The sequence below is a fragment of the Psychrobacter sp. CR212 genome (assembly GCF_059693765.1).
Window position 1 is genome coordinate 828,357 of record NZ_JCATIF010000001.1, and the last position, 17,254, is coordinate 845,610.

Genomic DNA, 17,254 nt, shown 5'->3' on the forward strand with positions numbered 1-17,254 from the left:
TTTTTTGCCTATTTGGGCGTATATCAACCTTTTTCGTCGGAGTTATAGGAGTCTAAGGTGTTCAATATCATGAGCCACATTGTCAACCAATCTCAATATACCCGTCGTTATCACCCACGCCATCTCTTAGCACAATATGCGATCAATCAGATAGCCACACTTGAGCTACGTTCGCAAGATATTGTCAGCGCCATGGGTTATCCTATCAAGCATACCATTCCTGCCTGTGACCGCCTGCGCCATGTACTGTCGCATAGGTATCTTGGACTTGATAGCAGCTATATGGACAAATACTTTACCGCTGATGAGTTTTTGGCAAAGCTATTTGTCGTGCTTGAGATACCATATCAACCATTCGCAGAAGATATTGCTCAGATTAAAAATGACTTGACGAACCACTCCACTACGCTACCTAGATATAGCTTACGAGCGGAAGTGGATTTTACCTTTACGAGTGTCGATAATTGGGTGTCTCGTGGTAATGCTGCACGTTTGGCTCACATACGTCTCCCAGATGGATTTGCCAAATTAGACGATGTTCAACGTAAATCAGTGATTCAAGACAGCATCTGCGAGCATTATCAGCAGTATGAGGGCAGTTTGCCATACGAGGGTGTTATCAAAGGTTATCGACTGACGATTGAACAAAACAACCATGTGGTTGATCATGCAGATTATGGCTTACCAAAATCCAGCAGTGTCTAAAATGCTGTGAGTATATGAAGAGTGTAATAATCTAAGCTCATCGACTAAGAAGCCTTAGTATAAATTAGAAGACTCAGTATAAAAAAGCCTCACTTTATCGTGGGGCTTTTTGGTTCTTTGCATTAAATTTTTTGTTTAATGCTTCAGGTTTAGAGATGGCGCGCCATAAAATCACAAATAGCGCATCAAACTCTGCATTTAATGGCGTCTCTGTTTGGCGAATGGTATGCATTAAGCCAAGTCGACTAATAAATCCCATAAACACATCGAAGAGTATGTGCAGTGGGACAGTGTCATTGAGCACCCCACGATTTTGACCATCTTCTAATACCGCCAAAAACGCGCCAATTAACTCTTTGTTTTCATAGATTGCGATATTACGTATACGCGAGGCCGACACAGAAGACAGCACCATCACCGCATCTGGATGCGAGTCTACAAAATCAAAGCAGACCCACAGCGTCTTACGTAGACGATCTTGTACGCTATCAATCCCTTGCAGATGATCCATGATGCGAGCGGCTAATCTGCCGAGCACAATATCCATAATGGTATAAAACAGCGTTTGCTTGTCCCCGAAGTACTTGTAGAGCGTTTGCAAGGAAACGTTTGCAGACTTTGCAATCTGCGCCATCGTCACCTCATTAGCGTCAAATCCTGCAAAGACCTTACGAACGGCTTGCTCAATTTTATCCAAAGTTGCGGGCCGCATATCGGATAGGGGTGCTAGCGATCGCGTTTGCGTGGGGCTATCTGACTGATTAAAGGTTTTCATATTTATCGCTTCTTAAAGTATTAGCTATTTGATATGTCCTACCAACTGAATAAATTGCTGACTAATTCTCATCATTAAATTAATGAGTAATTTGAATTACCATTTTTATTTAATGGATTGCGAAGTGGTTTTTCATAGCCTAGTATAAGACTCGTATATTAATAAATACAAAGAATTTATGGCATATCTATAACGGTAATATAAATTACCATAATTTAAAAAATGACTTGGATATAGCTGTTATTCATTCAACCTTGTCAAGGATAGACATCATGAGTATCGAAAAATTTACCCCAAACTGGATGACTGAAGAGCATGAGATGGTATACGACAGTGCCTTAAAAATGTTTCAATCTTGGGAGCCAAAGGATGAGCAGTGGCGCAAAAATGGCATGATCGATCGCGATGCGTGGGAAGAGGCAGGCGAGATGGGATTTTTGTGTGCGGCAATACCAAGCGAGTATGGCGGCGGTGGTGGCGATTTCGGTCACGAAGCCGCGCTTATCTACGCACAGACTGAGGCCAATCAGTCAGGATTTGGCGGTATGGTGCATTCAGGTATTGTCGCGCCTTATATTTTAGCCCATGGTACTGAAGCACAAAAACAAGCATGGCTACCAAAAATGGCAACGGGCGAATATATCGGCGCTATCGCCATGACTGAGCCTGGCACTGGCTCCGACCTACAAAACATCAAAACCTATGCAGTAAAAGACGGTGATGATTACATTATCAATGGCTCTAAGACTTTTATCACTAATGGGCAGCACGCCAATCTTATCTTATTAGCATGCAAAACAGATCGTGAAAAAGGCGCACAAGGTGTCTCACTTATCATCGTAGAAACGGACAACGTAGAAGGGTTTGAACGTGGGCGCAATCTCGATAAGATTGGCCTGACCTCTCAAGACACCTCAGAGCTTTTCTTTAGCAATGTCCGTGTACCGCAAACCAACCTGCTGGGTACGGTGGAAGGCATGGGCTTTATACAGATGATGCAGGAGTTGCCACGTGAGCGCCTCATCATTGCGCTATCAGGGGTCGGTTCGATGAAGCTGGCTATCAATCTAACACTAGATTATGTAAAGGGCCGTGAAGCCTTTGGCAAACCTATTTGGAAGTTTCAAAACACGCGTTTTAAGATGGCTGAATGCTATGCCGATTATCTCGCTGCCAGTACCATGTGTGATGCGGCAGTCGATGCGATGTTAGATGGCAAACTGTCTGTACCGCATGCGTCATTGATCAAATACTGGGTCACCGAAAAACAGTGCGAAGTAATCGATGAATGCGTGCAGCTGTTTGGTGGCTATGGCTATATGACCGAGTATCCTATCGCCCGCTTATATGCTGATGCGCGCGTGCAAAAAATCTATGGCGGCACCAATGAGATTATGAAAGAGCTGGCTTCACGCTTTATGTAAACGCTTATATTATAAGATTACAATAGTTATTGTTTATTTAAAAAATAAAAAAAGGATTTTTTATGACTGAGACTGCTTACATTTATGATGCTATCCGCACGCCACGCGGCAAAGGAAAAAAGGACGGCGCTTTGTATCAGGCGTCACCAATCTGGCTGACACGTACCTTATTAAAGGAGATGGAGCAGCGTCATAACTTGGATACCAGTTTGGTCGATGATGTGGTGCTTGGCTGCGTGACCCCAGTGGGCGAGCAAGGCTCTGATATTGCGCGTATCGCCGTCATTGATGCTGGTTGGGCACAAAGTGTGGCAGGTCTTACCTTGTCTCGTTTTTGTGCCTCTGGTCTGGAGTCTATTAATCTGGCAGCGGCCAAGATCATGTCAGGTATGGAAGACATGGTAGTGGCAGGCGGTGTGGAGTCAATGAGCCGCGTGCCGATGGGCTCTGATGGCGGTGCTTGGTACATGGATCCGCGTGTGAATGAAGCGACGCATTTCGTACCGCAAGGGGTGGGCGCGGATACCATTGCAACGCTTAAAGGCTTTAGCCGTAGCGATGTCGATGCTTTTGCCACTGAATCACATCGCCGCGCAGCAAAGGCTTGGGAGAACGGCTATTACGACAAATCTGTTGTCCCTGTCACCGATATCAATGGCATGATGCTATTGGATAAAGACGAAACCATCCGTCCTAATACCAATGTCGAAACCTTAGCGGGTCTTAAACCTTCTTTTATTATGCCGGGAAAAATGGGCTTTGATAGTGTGATATTAGACCGATACACCACGATTGAAACCGTGAGTCATGTGCATCATGCGGGTAATTCTTCTGGCATCGTTGATGGGGCGGCGATTTGTTTGGTCGGTAGCGCGGCGGCTGGGCAAAAAGCAGGACTAAAACCACGCGCCAAAATCACAATGGCCTCAGTCATTGGTTCAGAGCCTGCCATTATGCTGACAGGTCCAACGCCAGCTTGCCAAAAAGCCCTCGATAAAGCGGGCATGCAAGCCTCTGACATAGACCTTTGGGAGATTAATGAAGCATTCGCTGCTGTGCCGATGAATACCGCTGATGATTTTGGAATCTCGCTTGATATTGTCAACGTCAATGGTGGTGCAATCGCTATGGGTCATCCGCTTGGGGCAACGGGCGCGATGCTAATGACGACAGTCCTTGATGAGTTGGAACGCCGCGACTTACAGACTGCTATGATTACGCTATGTGTGGGCGGTGGTATGGGAATTGCCACTATTATCGAGCGTGTTTAACCTTTCTCTAAAATAGACTGAAAACCAATTAGACTAAAACGCAATATACAAAGAATCATTTAAGGGATAAAAATGATGACAAATAACCAAACAGTAGATAGCGTAATAGCCATTAACGCATTAGATGACTTCTCCGTCCAGCGTGATGACGAGGGTGTCGTCACCGTTACGATTGACCAAAGCAAACGCAAAATGAATGTCATTGGTGATGGCTTTACGGAGGCATTCGCCACGTTAGTTGATAGTTTTATCAATGATGACGCCGCCACAGGCTTAATTCTCACATCGGCCAAAGACACCTTTGTGGTTGGCGCAGATATTGATCAATTGAACCAGATAGAGACAGCGGAGCAAGCATTTACATTGACCGAGGAATTAAAAGGGAGTTTGCGTACGCTTGAGACCTCGGGTAAACCCGTCGTCGCTGCTATGACAGGAACCGCATTAGGCGGTGGTTTAGAGTTGGCACTTGCCTGTCATTATCGTATTGCCATTGACATGCCTAAGACCAAGCTTGGTTTGCCTGAGGTGAAACTGGGCTTGTTACCTGGCGGCGGCGGTACTCAGCGCTTACCAAGGTTGGTCGGTATTCAAGTAGCACTGGAGCTGATGACGCAAGGCAAAGAATTGCGACCAGCAGCGGCAAAAGATATTGGACTTATTGATGCAATAGCCACTGATCGAGCAGATATGCTGAAGCAAGCAAAAAACTGGATTCAAAACAATCCAAGCGCGCAGCAGCCATGGGATGAGAAGGGTTTTAAAATTCCTGGCGGCGATAGTAAGCATCCAAAGGTAGTGTCTATATTCTCTATCGCCCCAGCCATGGCCAATCAAAAATCTCACGGCAACTATCCAGCGATTACTCATATCATGTCTTGTGTGTTTGAAGGATGCCTAGTGGATATCGATACAGGGCTTGAGATTGAGTCGCGTTATTTTGCCGCTTGTGTGCTGTCGACTGAATCAAAAAACATGATTAACACCTTATGGACGCAGCTGAATAGCATCAAAAAAGGTCAGTCTCGACCTCAAGGGTTTGAGCAGACCCAAACCAAAAAAGTCGGTATCTTAGGGGCTGGCATGATGGGCGCTGGCATCGCTTATGTCACTGCCAAAGCAAGTATAGATGTCGTGTTATTGGACACGGAAATTGCCCATGCAGAAAAAGGCAAAGCGTACTCTGCTAATATTTTGGATAAAGCCATCAGCCGACAGCGCGCTACCGAAGAGAAAAAACAAGCTCTCCTAAAACGTATCACGCCAACCGTCTCTTACGATGATTTAGCTGATTGTGATCTCATCATCGAAGCGGTGTTCGAAAATCGAGAAATCAAAGCCAAATGTACCCAGCAGAGTGAAGCGGTGATTTCAAACACGGCTATTTATGCGTCTAATACCTCAACACTACCGATTACTGGGCTAGCAAAAGCCAGTACACGACCAAACCAGTTTATCGGTCTGCATTTTTTCTCGCCAGTAGATAAGATGCCGCTCGTTGAGATTATCGTAGGCGCGCAAACTGATGATGAAACGTTGGCCAAAGCCTTTGATTATGTTGTGCAAATAGGCAAAACGCCTATCGTCGTCAATGACAGTCACGGCTTTTATACCTCGCGGGTATTTGGCACCTATGTATCAGAGGGTATCGCAATGCTAGGAGAGGGTGTGCATCCGCGTAGCATCGAAGTTGCCGGACTAAAAACAGGTATGCCGATGCCGCCCTTAGCATTACAAGATGAAGTGTCGTTAAGCCTAGCATTACATGTCAGCGAGCAACAGCAGGTAGATATGGCAGCCGAAGGCAAGTCCGTTGCTGTGCGCCCTTCTTACGAGATACTAAAGACGCTGGTCAATGAGCATGGGCGCGAGGGCAAGAAAAATGGCAAAGGGTTTTATGATTATCCAGAAGACGGTGATAAGCATCTATGGCCTGAGCTGATAAACTTATATCCGCCAAAGTCAGAGCAACCGTCGCAGCAAGATTTGGTTGATCGTTTGATGTTTATTCAAGCCAATGAATCTGCCAAATGCTATGAGGAAAACGTCGTGGGCTCAGTTGCCGACACCAATATAGGGTCTATCTTTGGCTGGGGGTTTGCACCGCAGCACGGGGGCACGCTACAGTTTATCAATGCAATGGGCGTGAGTGCGTTTGTTAAGCGGAGTCGTGAGCTGGCTGCGAAATATGGTGAACGGTTTGAACCTGCTCAGATATTGTTAGACATGGCAGCCAAAGGAGAGGTGTTCTCTGATGACTGATACGCATTTATCAAATCATGATCAAATGGCGGACTGTCTACAAGGGTTACGAGTGATCGATCTGACTCGTAACCTACCTGGGCCATTTGCCACGCGCCTGCTTGCGGATTTGGGCGCGGATGTCCTTAAAATCGAACCCAAACAAGGTGATCCTGCTCGCGTATTTGGTGAGTTATTCGCTGCTTTGAACCACGGTAAGACGACTGAAAAGCATGATTTTCATGATCCCGAAGCGATTGCAACTATAAAGGCTCACCTTAAGGAAGCTGATGTGATGTTGGACAGCTTTCGCCCAGGTGTCTTGGCAGAAATGGGACTAGATACTAAAACCCTGCATGCCATCAACCCAAAGCTGGTCATGGTATCTATTACTGGCTATGGTATCGCAGGCAGTTACGCAAAAGAAGGTGTCTACTTAGAAAGTGCCGAGCCAAAAAATAGCTTTCAAATAAATCATAATTGGTCTGATAAGGCCGGTCATGATATTAATTTTATGGCTATGAGCGGTGTGCTTGATCAGTTAAAAACAGCTCAGGGTGAGCAGGCTATGCCCAATGTCCAGTTTGCGGACTTGGCAGGTGGTAGTGATACAGCAGTGATAGCACTGTTGGCTGCTGTATTTGCCGCGCAGCGTACCGGAAAAGGACGACATATTGCGATTAGCATGACGCACAGTTTGTACAATCATATGGTCATGCCAAAGGTGACGGGTAAGCTAATCAGTCGTTTTTCAGGTGACAATTCAAATAGTGCTTCAAATAATACTTCAAGTACAGCTCCCATGCCACAGCATGACTTTTTAGGCGGTGCATTACCATGTTATCGACTGTACCAAACCGCTGACCAGCGACATATGGCGGTTGGTTCGTTAGAGTTGAAATTTTGGCAAGGTCTATGTGAGGTATTGGAGTTGCCAGCGCTTAAAGACGTACATTGGCAGCTTGGCATCATGCCCAATAGGCCTGAGAGTCAAGCAGCGACTAAAACAATGGCGGAAAAATTCGCCAGTCAAACGCTTGAGCATTGGCAAGGCGTATTTGCGGCAACGGATGTCTGTGTGACCCCCGTGCTGAATTTACAGGAAGCCAAGGCTCACCCTTTGTTTGCGCATCAAGATGAATATCAGGCAACCTCAGGATGGCAGCAAATTAGCTAGTCACTGGTATGGAGATACCTTTTTAGTTTGTGTTATTTAGCCTGTTTGTCTAAATCAGAGTGATTGAACTTGTATATCTGTCTATCTAAAATTGCCTGGATAAGAGACAATATGCGCATAAAATCTAGAGCGCCGTGATATTAAGAAAGTATCATGTACTAAGGCTCTTAAAGATTGAGCCACACAGACATTTCACAAATTTAACTCAAGCAAAAAGGCAATCTCGAATGACCAAAGATAATCCATATAATTTCCTACCACTACAGCCCACTGGCAGAAATGAAACCGACACGGCGAATACCTACGCGCCTGAAGATATGATTAAAATATACGAACAGCAGTTTCTCATTCAAGTACCTGAAGAGGAGCTGACAGGGTTTTTGCCTGCCCTAAAAGCATTTTATGATATTGATAATCATACTTTAGATGTCAGCGCCGTTATTTTTGAGGCAATTGCAGACTCCTCTATCATTTATAATCACAAAATCAAAGTGGGCGGCTATCAGTTGCTAGGCGGATTGGTAGAGGAAGCGATTGAATATGATGAGGATACTCAAAGTGACGACAGTACTGACAGCGAAGAGATTCAGGCCTATACACTAGAGTGCCAGCGTACCTTCTTCATCAATGATGTGGAGATACCGTATCATTTTAATCTGTTCATTTATGGCGATGGCTACTCTACGTTGACCAAAAAAGAAACCGTGCTAGAAAAAATGTATTGGTTTGCCAGAGGCAGGTTTGAAGAAGAGTTGTTGGACGACTCCAAAGATAATGATAGCTTGGAATCAATCAATGAGCAGCTAGCCAGCTTGGGCATTGCGGCCATGGATCTAACGACTGTAGATGAGATCGTAAGTTATATTGAAGGCAGCATCATAGATGACGTAATGGTTGATGAGCTAAATAAGCTATTGGATGATGTTGAATAGTATTGATGGTAAGCGTCTTTCAAAAGGACGAGCTTCTTCACGATCATAAGTTTTTGCAGTATGATGGCTTTATTTGTTTCTAAAATGGCACTAAGCGAAATAACTTTAATCCTAACGAGATCATATTATGTTCAAAATAAAAGTAGAACGCATTGTCAAAAAACCGATTGATGAGGTATTTGAAGCACTGAGCGACCATGCCAGTTATGGCTCATTTAAAGCGGTGGGAGTTGCTAAGTTAGTCGCTGAAGGTAATGAGGAGCGCAATGGTGTTGGCGCTTTACGTAGCATTCAAGCGGGACCTATTAAGTTTTGGGAGCGGATTACAGCGTTTGAGCGTCCTACTCATATGCAATACCAAATCGAAAAAGCTAAACCCGTCAAAATGCGACATGATAAAGGCGTCATTGATTTAAAAGACTTGGGCGATGGCACCACACACGTGACTTGGATATCCGAGGGTCGATTGATTGTACCGTTGCCATTAATCGGTCGCCTACTTGATCGTCAAATGCAGAAACAAGGAACCATAGGATTTAGTAGTATACTCAAATCTATAGAAAGCCGCTAATCTAGCGGCAATATTGTCTTCTTCGATATAATTATATCATGGTGGCTCTTTTATTTGAGCCACTACTAGTTGGTTTTAATTCGTTTTGTTCTTGGTAGCTTCAATTTCGTTAAAACGTGCTAACTGTTCTGGTGTTGCTTTTTGCTGGTACTTCGCTTTCCACTCAGCGTAAGGCATGCCATAAACAAGCTCGCGCGCATCCTCGTAGTCGATTTCAATACCACGCTCTTCACCAGCAGCTTTGTACCATTTGGATAAACAGTTACGACAAAAATCGGCAAGGTTCATCAGCTCAATATTCTGTACATCTTTACGCTCGTCTAAATGAGCCAATAAGCGACGAAATGCCGCCGCTTCTAATTCGATGTTTGATTCTAATTTTGCCATAATATTTTTCCTAATTGTCATTGAGCCATCTAAAACTTAGTTAATACTAACCAGTAAACTTATTATAGTAGAGGTTCGCTAATTTAAAAGCTTTTAATCATAATATTAAACCACGCTTCATTTCTATCTGCTCTAAAAATAGCTAGGTTGGGGGCAATTCAGTATTCGCAGTTTTAGGGCAGGGCACGGTTTGGGCACCAAATGGGCACCGCACCAAAAATGAGCTTTTTAATTGAGTAGATAAACTTAACCATATTAAAAAATATATTTCGAGAATCTCTCTACAAGCCCCGAAAATTGGACAAAAAAAAGCCTCACTGCTCATATAAAGAGTAGTGAGGCTTTTTAAGTATTTGGAGCGGGATAAGAGATTCGAACTCTCGACCCCAACCTTGGCAAGGTTATGCTCTACCACTGAGCTAATCCCGCTGATTCATCGTTTGATTAACTATCATCAGATGATGAAGGCGTATTATACGCAGTTTTTTTTATGTGTCAACACCTATGACGAAAAAAGTTAAAGTTATTAAAATAGGCATATATTCTATCTACAAATGTGTGTTATAACGGTTCATTATAATATGTATTCCAAAAGCTTTGCATACATAAATAAGCTGGTATACATATTATGATTTAATTACATTCACAATTATCAATACTTACGAAGATAAGTTATAAGGATAAAAAATGAGTCAACAGTATACTATCGCTGATTATTTGTTTGATCGTGTCGCAGAAGCAGGTGCCTCTGAGATATTCGGCGTACCAGGCGATTTTAACTTAACCTTTTTGGACAATGTCCTTGCTTCTGATAAGCTGCGCTGGGTGGGTAACACCAATGAGCTAAATGCTGGCTATGCGGCCGACGGCTATGCACGCGAGCGTGGGTTTGCCGCCATGGTGACGACTTTTGGCGTAGGCGAGCTATCAGCGATTAACGCGACCGCAGGCTCTTTTGCTGAGTACGCGCCAGTATTGCACATCGTAGGTGCACCAAGCACAGCTTTGCAAGACGCAAAACGCCGTATTCATCATTCGCTTGGCGATGGCGTATTTAATCATTTTATTAAGATGGTTGAGCCCGTGACCGTAGCACGAGCGCAGCTTACTCCTGAAAATGCCGCCTCAGAAATTGATCGAGTGATTCGATTGATTCTCAAAAAGCATCGCCCAGGTTATCTGCTGCTATCACCTGATGTTGCGCGTCAGCCTATTTATCCGCCAACAACCAAGCTGATTGATAGCCAAGAAGACATCACCAGTCAAGCGGCATTGGCAGATTTCAAGCAAGCGCTAACAGAGTTCTTGCCAAACAAAACCACGACGCTCATGGCAGATTTGATGGTGCATCGTTTGGGGTTGCAGTCACAGCTCAAAGCACTGATTGCTGATACAGACATTCCTTATACCACGCTATCGTGGGGCAAGACACTGCTTGATGAAAACAGCGAGCGCTGGGCCGGGACTTATGCAGGCGTTGCCTCGCGTCCCATTGTCAAAGACGCGGTAGAAAACTGCGAATGTCTGATCAAAGTAGGGGTGCAATATACCGACACGACCACCGCGGGATTTAGCCAAGATATTGACGAGAGTATAGTAGTAGACTTGCATTATGAGCGTGCTTCTATTAGTGGTAAGAACTTTGCACCGATTGCCTTGCAAGATGCATTACAGGCCCTGCACGAAGTCATAACCTCTGGTATCAACATCGTACCAAAGCCTTTTTGTGAGCCCGTCAAGCCGCATGAGCAGAAGGGTAGGGATGATGAGGCAATTCTCCAAGATGACCTATGGCATATTATCGCTGATCGCCTAGACCATAATAATTTGGTGTTCTCTGAGCAAGGAACGGCCTATTTTGGCATCAGTGATGTGCGCTTGCCAGAAGGGGTGACCTCCTATGGGCAGCCAATGTGGGGCTCGATTGGCTACACATTACCAGCCAGCTTAGGTGCTGCTATCGCGTCACCGAATAAACGCAGTGTTTTATTGATTGGTGATGGCTCGGCGCTCTTGACGGTTCAAGAAATGGCGGTCATGATTCAAGAGCGTATCAATCCAGTCATCGTCCTAATCAATAACGACGGCTATACCGTAGAGCGTGCGATTCATGGTGAAAACCAATACTACAACGATATCCCAAAATGCGATTGGCAGATCATGCCAAAAGCGTTTGGCGCAACCGAAGCGAATAGCTTACTACTCAAAGCAGAAACAGCAGGTGAGCTAAAAGCGGCTTTAAACAAAGCTGCCGAGACTACCGATAAGCTAGTAATGATTGAGGTCATCGCAGATAAGCATGATATACCCCCGTTGCTAGCAGATATCAGCGCGGCACTAAAGCCAAAAAAGGATTAAATAATTCGTAAAAGCTTTCTTAATAAAAGTACTAGCCCCATTTAGCAGCGTAGCTAAATGGGGTTTTTTGCGTTTTTTTATCATAAGGGTCAATTAATCAGCGATGCCTCTTATGTCAATTTGTAGACTCTAGTATGATGGCTGATTGGGCTATGTTCAGCCCGTCATACTCAATAGGAGAGTGATCCATCATGATCTGGCTAAAAATGCTCATTGGCGCTTTGATGGTATTGGCAATTCAATTATTTGCACAAACGCGATTTTTTTATCTGGCGGCGCTTGCACCTCTTTTCCCCACGTTTACGCTCATCAGTCACTTCATTGTTGGCACTGAGCGCAGTCCTACTGATTTAAGGGTTGCCCTGATATTTAGTATGCTGGGTGTGATACCGCATCTGATTTATACCTTGGTGGTATTTTTTAGCATCAGTTATATGAGCTTATATAAGGCATTATTGTTAGGCGTTGTCGCTTGGACAGTAGCCGCCGCCATTTTGGTACTGACATGGCAGTACATTCAGGGCTAAATAGTCAAGCGTAACTATTTAAATCTAATCGTGTGGACCTAAATACTGTCAAAAGGCAGCATAAAACAATGGTCATAAGTTCATAGGTACGCGCTGGTATATTCGATAACTTTTCTCGAAATACTGTCTATAAATTTAGTCGCAGATGTTACTCTTAATGTCGATATAGAATCAGTGTAAATTTCTTGTGTTAATAGCTCTGACAATCGTTGCTGATGAGAAACTCTCTGGCGTGATATCTAATAACAGTGCGATAACGGAAATATTTGCGCAATCAAGTACTATTATGCTTCATTCAATATTGATGCAATAACGATAAAAAACAGGGTTTTAAAAAATGGATACCTTGAATATCCTATACCTCGTAGGGGCAGTACTTATTTTCGCCAGTATCATGGCGAGCACGTTATCGGCGCGTTTGGGTGTGCCCTTGCTATTGCTGTTTTTGATCGTCGGTATGTTGGCAGGCGAGCAGGGTATCTTAGGTATTGAGTTTTCTCAATATGGGCTGGCCAATTTTGTGGGACAAGCGGCGCTTGCTTGTATCCTGTTAGATGGTGGTCTACGTACGTCTTTTAAGTCGTTTCGGGTCGGTCTAAAACCTGCGATCACCTTGGCTACTTGGGGCGTACTGGTCACGGTTTTGGTGCTCGGGGTATTTGTTACTTGGTTGCTCGATGTCGACTGGCGTTTTGGTCTATTGATGGCAGCGATTGTTGGCTCAACCGATGCGGCCGCTGTATTCTCTCTACTACGTAATGGCGGGGTCAAGCTCAATGACCGCGTTCAAGCTACGCTCGAGTTAGAATCTGGTGCCAACGATCCCTTGGCCATTTTATTGGTGACGGGGTTAATTGCTCTAAACGTCGACCCTGCTGGTCAGACAGCATTTGGCTTTTTGGTCTTACTGTTTCAACAGCTGAGCTTTGGGTTGGGCATGGGCTTGCTCTTTGGTTATTTGCTCTCTCGGTTATTACCCAAGATACATCTGGCAGAGGGCATGTATGCCATTTTGATACTCTCAGCGGGCTTGGCGGTATTTGCTGCGACCAACTTGATTGGCGGTAGTGGGTTTTTGGCGGTGTATCTGACAGGGGTGCTGATAGGCAACCACAAGGTACGTTCAACCGAGCATGTTATGCGCGTGATGGACAGCTTTGCGTGGCTGTCGCAAGCGGTACTGTTTGTGGTATTGGGGCTATTGGTCACGCCATCAAACGTTCTTAATGTCTGGCATTATTCGGTGGCGATAGCGGCGTTCATGATCTTCATTGCCCGTCCTATCGCGGTCTATACTAGCGTGAAACCATTTAAGTTTAAAGATCGAGAGATTGGATTTATCTCTTGGGTTGGGTTGCGCGGTGCGGTGCCCATTACCCTTGCGATTTTGCCCGTCATGGCAGGGATAGATAACGCCTTTATGCTCTTTGATATTGCGTTTGGGGTCGTGGTGTTGTCGTTGATACTGCAAGGTACGACCATTCCTACTATGGCGAATCTATTTAAGGTACGTATTCCAACCAATAAAGATCCCAAAGAAGAGCACGAGGTTTGGGTATCGGATAAGGCGAGTATTACCTTATACGAGTTTGAGGCGCAATCAGGCGCATTTGCTATTGGCCGCCATCCTATGGGTATCTCTAAAGGCATTAGCCCTGATGAAATCAGCGTATTTGCGCTGGTGCGCGGTCAACAAATCGTCGTCGTCGATGAACAGACCAAAATAAAATTTGGTGATAGTGTTTGGTACGCCATGCGCGGCAATCATGCGAGCAAAATTGCCAAGATTTTTAATGACACAACGTTAGATCGTAAGGCTATTGATGACTTTTATGGTGATTGGTTGCTATCACCCAGTGTAAAACTCGGAGATTTGCCATTTTTTTCAGAAGCCATGGTCGCCAAACCTTTGATAAAAACGCTGAAAACGACCGAAGCAGACAGTACCAAAGATATGTGGGAGCAGACAGTCGCTGAGTATGTGACCTCACATTTAGGTACCGCACCCGTTTCAGGCGATACAGTTGTGGTGAACGATGAGTGGTCACTGGTCATCAAAGAAGTAGGCGAAAAAGGTAAGCTTAGAAGCATTGGTCTCAAGCATCAACGACCGTCCGTAGCAGTGCAGTGATATTCGTATTCTTTTTATAGTAAGTTCATCATTTTATGTAGAAAGTCAGCGGCTTGCTTGTGCTGATTCTCGCGATACGCCCAGTGGTGCTCGACGTCGTAGCTTGCTTCATTGGGCAGGAGTATTTTCATCAGTCCCATGCCCTCATAACGTCTCGCCAAATCACGCGGTAAGTAGCCAACATGATAGCCTGCAAGGATCAGCTGCGCAGTTGCCTCCATGTGATAAGTGGTGGCGCTCAAGGTTTTGGGGCGGATATGATTGATATGATGCTCGACCACGTAGCCCCTTTTTATCCACGGATAATTTTGCTCCAAATCCTCAAAAGTCAATCCTTCTGAGTTATAAAAAAGCCTGTGCTCGCGTCCGCAGCAGACCACTTTTTTTCGACAAATGCTGGCTGAAACGTCAGTAACGGCGGAAAGCTACCAAAATAACCCACACCAATGTCACTCTCGTTACTTACGAGCTTTTCTAGCATGCTCTCAGGGCTTTGCACATCGATAGAAAAGTGTATCAGTGGGTTTTCTCGGTAGCTACTGGCGAGGCGCTGTCTAAGCGCGTCATAAAAAAACTTGGGCATCTGATCAATTAAGCAAAGCCTAATATGTCCACCGTGTACTGAGTCTAGTTGCTTAATATAGTGCAGCTGGTGCTGAAAGCTTGCGACCGATTCGGTAAAGCCCAAACATGCCTCATAGACAGCCGCACCATCCTCTGTCAGCTTAAATCCTGCTCGACCGCGATGGCAAAGTGTCATGCCCAAGCGGTCTTCTAATTGCTGACTGATTGAGTCGCTCTTAGTTTTATTGGCTGTTTTAGAACTTCGTACCTAGCTGTTAATATCGTTATTGATAGCTAGCGTCCAAACCTGTTCTGCAAGTCAGGTTGCTTATCGGTAAATGCCTAACTAACCGCGCCGCCATGTGTGGTATTTTTCTAACCAGTTCAGTACCGTGTCGGGGCGTGATTGCGTTTCCATTCACCAGCGACGTATTTGTTGCCCTCCGCCCATGTCGGGTAGGTATGAATTGTACCCAATATTTTATTGAGCCCCAAACCATGTTTCATCGCCAGTACAAAATCGCTCATTAAATCGCCAGCATGCTCAGCCACTATCGTCACCCCTAGGGTTTTATCTTTGCCTTTCGCGGTGATGACTTTAATAAAATCCTTAGCTACGCTGTCTGTAATGGCGCGATCTAACTCTTTAAAGTCATAACGTGTCACTTCAAAATCAATGCCCTTTGCCGATTGCTTCTTGCTCATTCAAACCCACGCGAGCGACTTCTGGATCAATGAAAATCGTCCATGAAATCACGCGGTAATCGACCTTGAATTTTTAAAATTTCCAAATAAGCCGTTAACCGCTGCGTACCAGCCTTGATGCGACGCCACATGAGTGAATTGATAGGGCCCAACGATTTGATAGTGTCGCGCAGCAGGTAACGTGAGGTCAAAAAAGCCAGCGTTGCCCCGATACTGGAAGCAAAAGAGGCAATGAGTAAGCCTTGAGCTAAGCCAAACAGCGTGCCTGCGGCCAGCGTCAAAATAGTGGCGCTAGGTAAGGAAAGAGCAGTGACGACCACATAAAGTAAAAATAATCCACCAATAATCAATAATCAATAATGGCGACTGCGTTTTATACGCATCAAACTGCGCCATCAATCCTTTTAAGCCCTCAAGCGTCAATAATTGATTGAGATCAAAATAAAAAAAACTGGCCACTACGATCAGTAGAAATAGTATTAAAAATATTCTTTTCATCATGATTGGTCTGGCCTCATAGTCTGGTGAAGGCGACCGTTATCGCTTTATGATCCAAATGCTGACGGTGTGCGCTAACGGCGGTATGCGCTAACATAGCAATACGAATATGGATGACGCGACTGTGATAACAGTCAGAGCGCTTGCCTTTATAGTATAGGGCTTGGGCTGCGTTGTCTGGTATTTATATCAGCATCTCACAAATAAAAGCAGCCCTTCATAGAACGGATGCTCCATGAAGGGCTGCTGTTTGAATGCTTATCTAATCGCTGCATGAAAAGGCGAGAGATTACCACATCAAATCGTCTGGGATCACATAAGCGGCGTAAGGATCATCTTCTTCTGGCGTGTCTTCAGCGGTATCGTTGGACACGACCATAAACCCTTCCATTTTTGTATCGATACGATCGGCGAGTGGGCGCGGCAGGAGCGCGTAGCTATCCTCTAAGCGTGCAATCACCACGTGACCGGCGACGATTTGATCGTATAGCTTTTGCGTGATGGATATTTTTTTCACTTTAGACGCATCGACGAATTGATAGCTAACGTCACCATCCGTATCGGCTATCTGATGCTGCTTAATCATTTGAATGATGTTAGCCCTCAGCGCCTTTTCTTCTAAAGCTTGCTGTTTTTGCTGATTGAGCTTTTGGTCTTTCTCAAGCTTTTGCGCTTGAGCCTCTGCCAATGCTTTTTTGGTCTCTAAACTCTCTGAGTCGCCAATACGCTTAGCATGCTGCGTTTGCTTGCTGATTTTTTTGGCTTTTTTACTATCGACCAATCCAGCCTTTAATAGTTGAGCCTGTAGGGCGTTCTTTGCCATAATTCAATCACCTAAATAACGATACGTAAGTCTTAAATACTGCATCATAAATACTAAAAGAGGTATTGTAGCAAACTTTACTAACGCTTGTGGTTAGACAATGACCAGAGTTCATCGGGGTGTTAAAACAATACTCTTGTAAACTATATAAAATAATAGTGCTAG

At 44.8% G+C, this 17,254-nt stretch carries 17 protein-coding genes and 1 tRNA gene; 10 read left to right on the forward strand and 8 right to left on the reverse strand.

Annotated elements, in window-relative coordinates; genetic code table 11:
* Positions 1 to 69: 69 nt before the first annotated feature.
* Positions 70 to 705, forward strand: a complete 636-nt coding sequence (locus AC58CZ_RS03550) for a hypothetical protein (RefSeq protein ID WP_494223399.1) — start codon at positions 70 to 72, stop codon at positions 703 to 705.
* Between the two features lie 94 nt (positions 706 to 799).
* Here the strand turns inward: AC58CZ_RS03550 and AC58CZ_RS03555 are convergent, their stop codons facing one another.
* The gene (locus AC58CZ_RS03555) at positions 800 to 1,480 is read right to left on the reverse strand and encodes a TetR/AcrR family transcriptional regulator (RefSeq protein WP_058025725.1); all 681 of its coding nucleotides are present in this window, start codon (positions 1,478 to 1,480) and stop codon (positions 800 to 802) included.
* A gap of 272 nt (positions 1,481 to 1,752) precedes the next feature.
* On the opposite strand from AC58CZ_RS03555, the gene AC58CZ_RS03560 reads away from it, so the two are divergent.
* The 6 genes from AC58CZ_RS03560 (at position 1,753) to AC58CZ_RS03585 (ending at position 9,096) form a co-directional block, all read left to right on the forward strand.
* Positions 1,753 to 2,904: an acyl-CoA dehydrogenase family protein gene (locus AC58CZ_RS03560; protein ID WP_071001813.1), complete on the forward strand. Its 1,152-nt coding sequence runs from the start codon at positions 1,753 to 1,755 to the stop codon at positions 2,902 to 2,904.
* 62 nt (positions 2,905 to 2,966) lie between these two features.
* Positions 2,967 to 4,175 carry an acetyl-CoA C-acetyltransferase gene (locus AC58CZ_RS03565; protein WP_071001812.1) on the forward strand — a complete coding sequence of 403 codons (1,209 nt, stop codon included), beginning with the start codon at positions 2,967 to 2,969 and terminating at the stop codon, positions 4,173 to 4,175.
* A 72-nt stretch (positions 4,176 to 4,247) separates the two neighbouring features.
* On the forward strand, positions 4,248 to 6,437 hold the full coding sequence (locus tag AC58CZ_RS03570) for a 3-hydroxyacyl-CoA dehydrogenase NAD-binding domain-containing protein (protein WP_494223397.1): 2,190 nt from the start codon (positions 4,248 to 4,250) through the stop codon (positions 6,435 to 6,437).
* Positions 6,430 to 7,593 (forward strand): CoA transferase, encoded by a 1,164-nt coding sequence (locus AC58CZ_RS03575; protein ID WP_494223396.1) that lies wholly within the window; start codon positions 6,430 to 6,432, stop codon positions 7,591 to 7,593. Before AC58CZ_RS03570 ends, AC58CZ_RS03575 begins: the two co-directional genes overlap by 8 nt.
* 227 nt (positions 7,594 to 7,820) lie before the next feature.
* Positions 7,821 to 8,525, forward strand: a complete 705-nt coding sequence (locus tag AC58CZ_RS03580) for a hypothetical protein (protein WP_284719497.1) — start codon at positions 7,821 to 7,823, stop codon at positions 8,523 to 8,525.
* Positions 8,526 to 8,652: 127 nt separating this feature from the next.
* A complete protein-coding gene (locus tag AC58CZ_RS03585) occupies positions 8,653 to 9,096 on the forward strand; it encodes an SRPBCC family protein (protein ID WP_284719496.1) in 444 nt (147 codons plus the stop codon).
* Between the two features lie 75 nt (positions 9,097 to 9,171).
* Here AC58CZ_RS03585 and AC58CZ_RS03590 read toward each other — a convergent pair whose 3' ends face one another.
* Both AC58CZ_RS03590 and AC58CZ_RS03595 read right to left on the reverse strand, forming a co-directional pair.
* Positions 9,172 to 9,483: a DUF1244 domain-containing protein gene (locus AC58CZ_RS03590; protein ID WP_058025732.1), complete on the reverse strand. Its 312-nt coding sequence runs from the start codon at positions 9,481 to 9,483 to the stop codon at positions 9,172 to 9,174.
* A 354-nt stretch (positions 9,484 to 9,837) separates the two neighbouring features.
* Positions 9,838 to 9,912 (reverse strand) — tRNA-Gly (locus AC58CZ_RS03595).
* 258 nt (positions 9,913 to 10,170) lie between these two features.
* On the opposite strand from AC58CZ_RS03595, the gene AC58CZ_RS03600 reads away from it, so the two are divergent.
* The 3 genes from AC58CZ_RS03600 to AC58CZ_RS03610 all read left to right on the forward strand — a co-directional run bounded on the left by AC58CZ_RS03600 (position 10,171) and on the right by AC58CZ_RS03610 (position 14,499).
* On the forward strand, positions 10,171 to 11,841 hold the full coding sequence (locus AC58CZ_RS03600) for an alpha-keto acid decarboxylase family protein (RefSeq protein WP_186474299.1): 1,671 nt from the start codon (positions 10,171 to 10,173) through the stop codon (positions 11,839 to 11,841).
* Positions 11,842 to 12,032: 191 nt separating this feature from the next.
* Positions 12,033 to 12,368, forward strand: coding sequence for a GlpM family protein (locus AC58CZ_RS03605; protein WP_058023655.1), 336 nt, complete (start codon positions 12,033 to 12,035; stop codon positions 12,366 to 12,368).
* Between the two features lie 337 nt (positions 12,369 to 12,705).
* Entirely contained in the window at positions 12,706 to 14,499 is a 1,794-nt protein-coding gene (locus AC58CZ_RS03610; protein ID WP_284719448.1) for a potassium/proton antiporter, read from the forward strand.
* 14 nt (positions 14,500 to 14,513) lie between these two features.
* Here AC58CZ_RS03610 and AC58CZ_RS03615 read toward each other — a convergent pair whose 3' ends face one another.
* The 5 genes from AC58CZ_RS03615 to AC58CZ_RS03635 all read right to left on the reverse strand — a co-directional run bounded on the left by AC58CZ_RS03615 (position 14,514) and on the right by AC58CZ_RS03635 (position 17,089).
* Positions 14,514 to 14,879 (reverse strand): LysR substrate-binding domain-containing protein, encoded by a 366-nt coding sequence (locus AC58CZ_RS03615; RefSeq protein WP_284719447.1) that lies wholly within the window; start codon positions 14,877 to 14,879, stop codon positions 14,514 to 14,516.
* Positions 14,828 to 15,259, reverse strand: a complete 432-nt coding sequence (locus AC58CZ_RS03620) for a type 2 periplasmic-binding domain-containing protein (RefSeq protein ID WP_284719446.1) — start codon at positions 15,257 to 15,259, stop codon at positions 14,828 to 14,830. The genes AC58CZ_RS03615 and AC58CZ_RS03620 overlap by 52 nt, the downstream gene beginning before the upstream one ends.
* A gap of 188 nt (positions 15,260 to 15,447) precedes the next feature.
* The gene (locus AC58CZ_RS03625) at positions 15,448 to 15,768 is read right to left on the reverse strand and encodes an oxidoreductase dimerization domain-containing protein (protein WP_071001803.1); all 321 of its coding nucleotides are present in this window, start codon (positions 15,766 to 15,768) and stop codon (positions 15,448 to 15,450) included.
* A 26-nt stretch (positions 15,769 to 15,794) separates the two neighbouring features.
* A complete protein-coding gene (locus AC58CZ_RS03630) occupies positions 15,795 to 16,118 on the reverse strand; it encodes a TVP38/TMEM64 family protein (protein WP_228724571.1) in 324 nt (107 codons plus the stop codon).
* A gap of 437 nt (positions 16,119 to 16,555) precedes the next feature.
* A complete protein-coding gene (locus tag AC58CZ_RS03635) occupies positions 16,556 to 17,089 on the reverse strand; it encodes a DUF2058 domain-containing protein (protein ID WP_058025874.1) in 534 nt (177 codons plus the stop codon).
* Between the last annotated feature and the right edge of the window lie 165 nt (positions 17,090 to 17,254).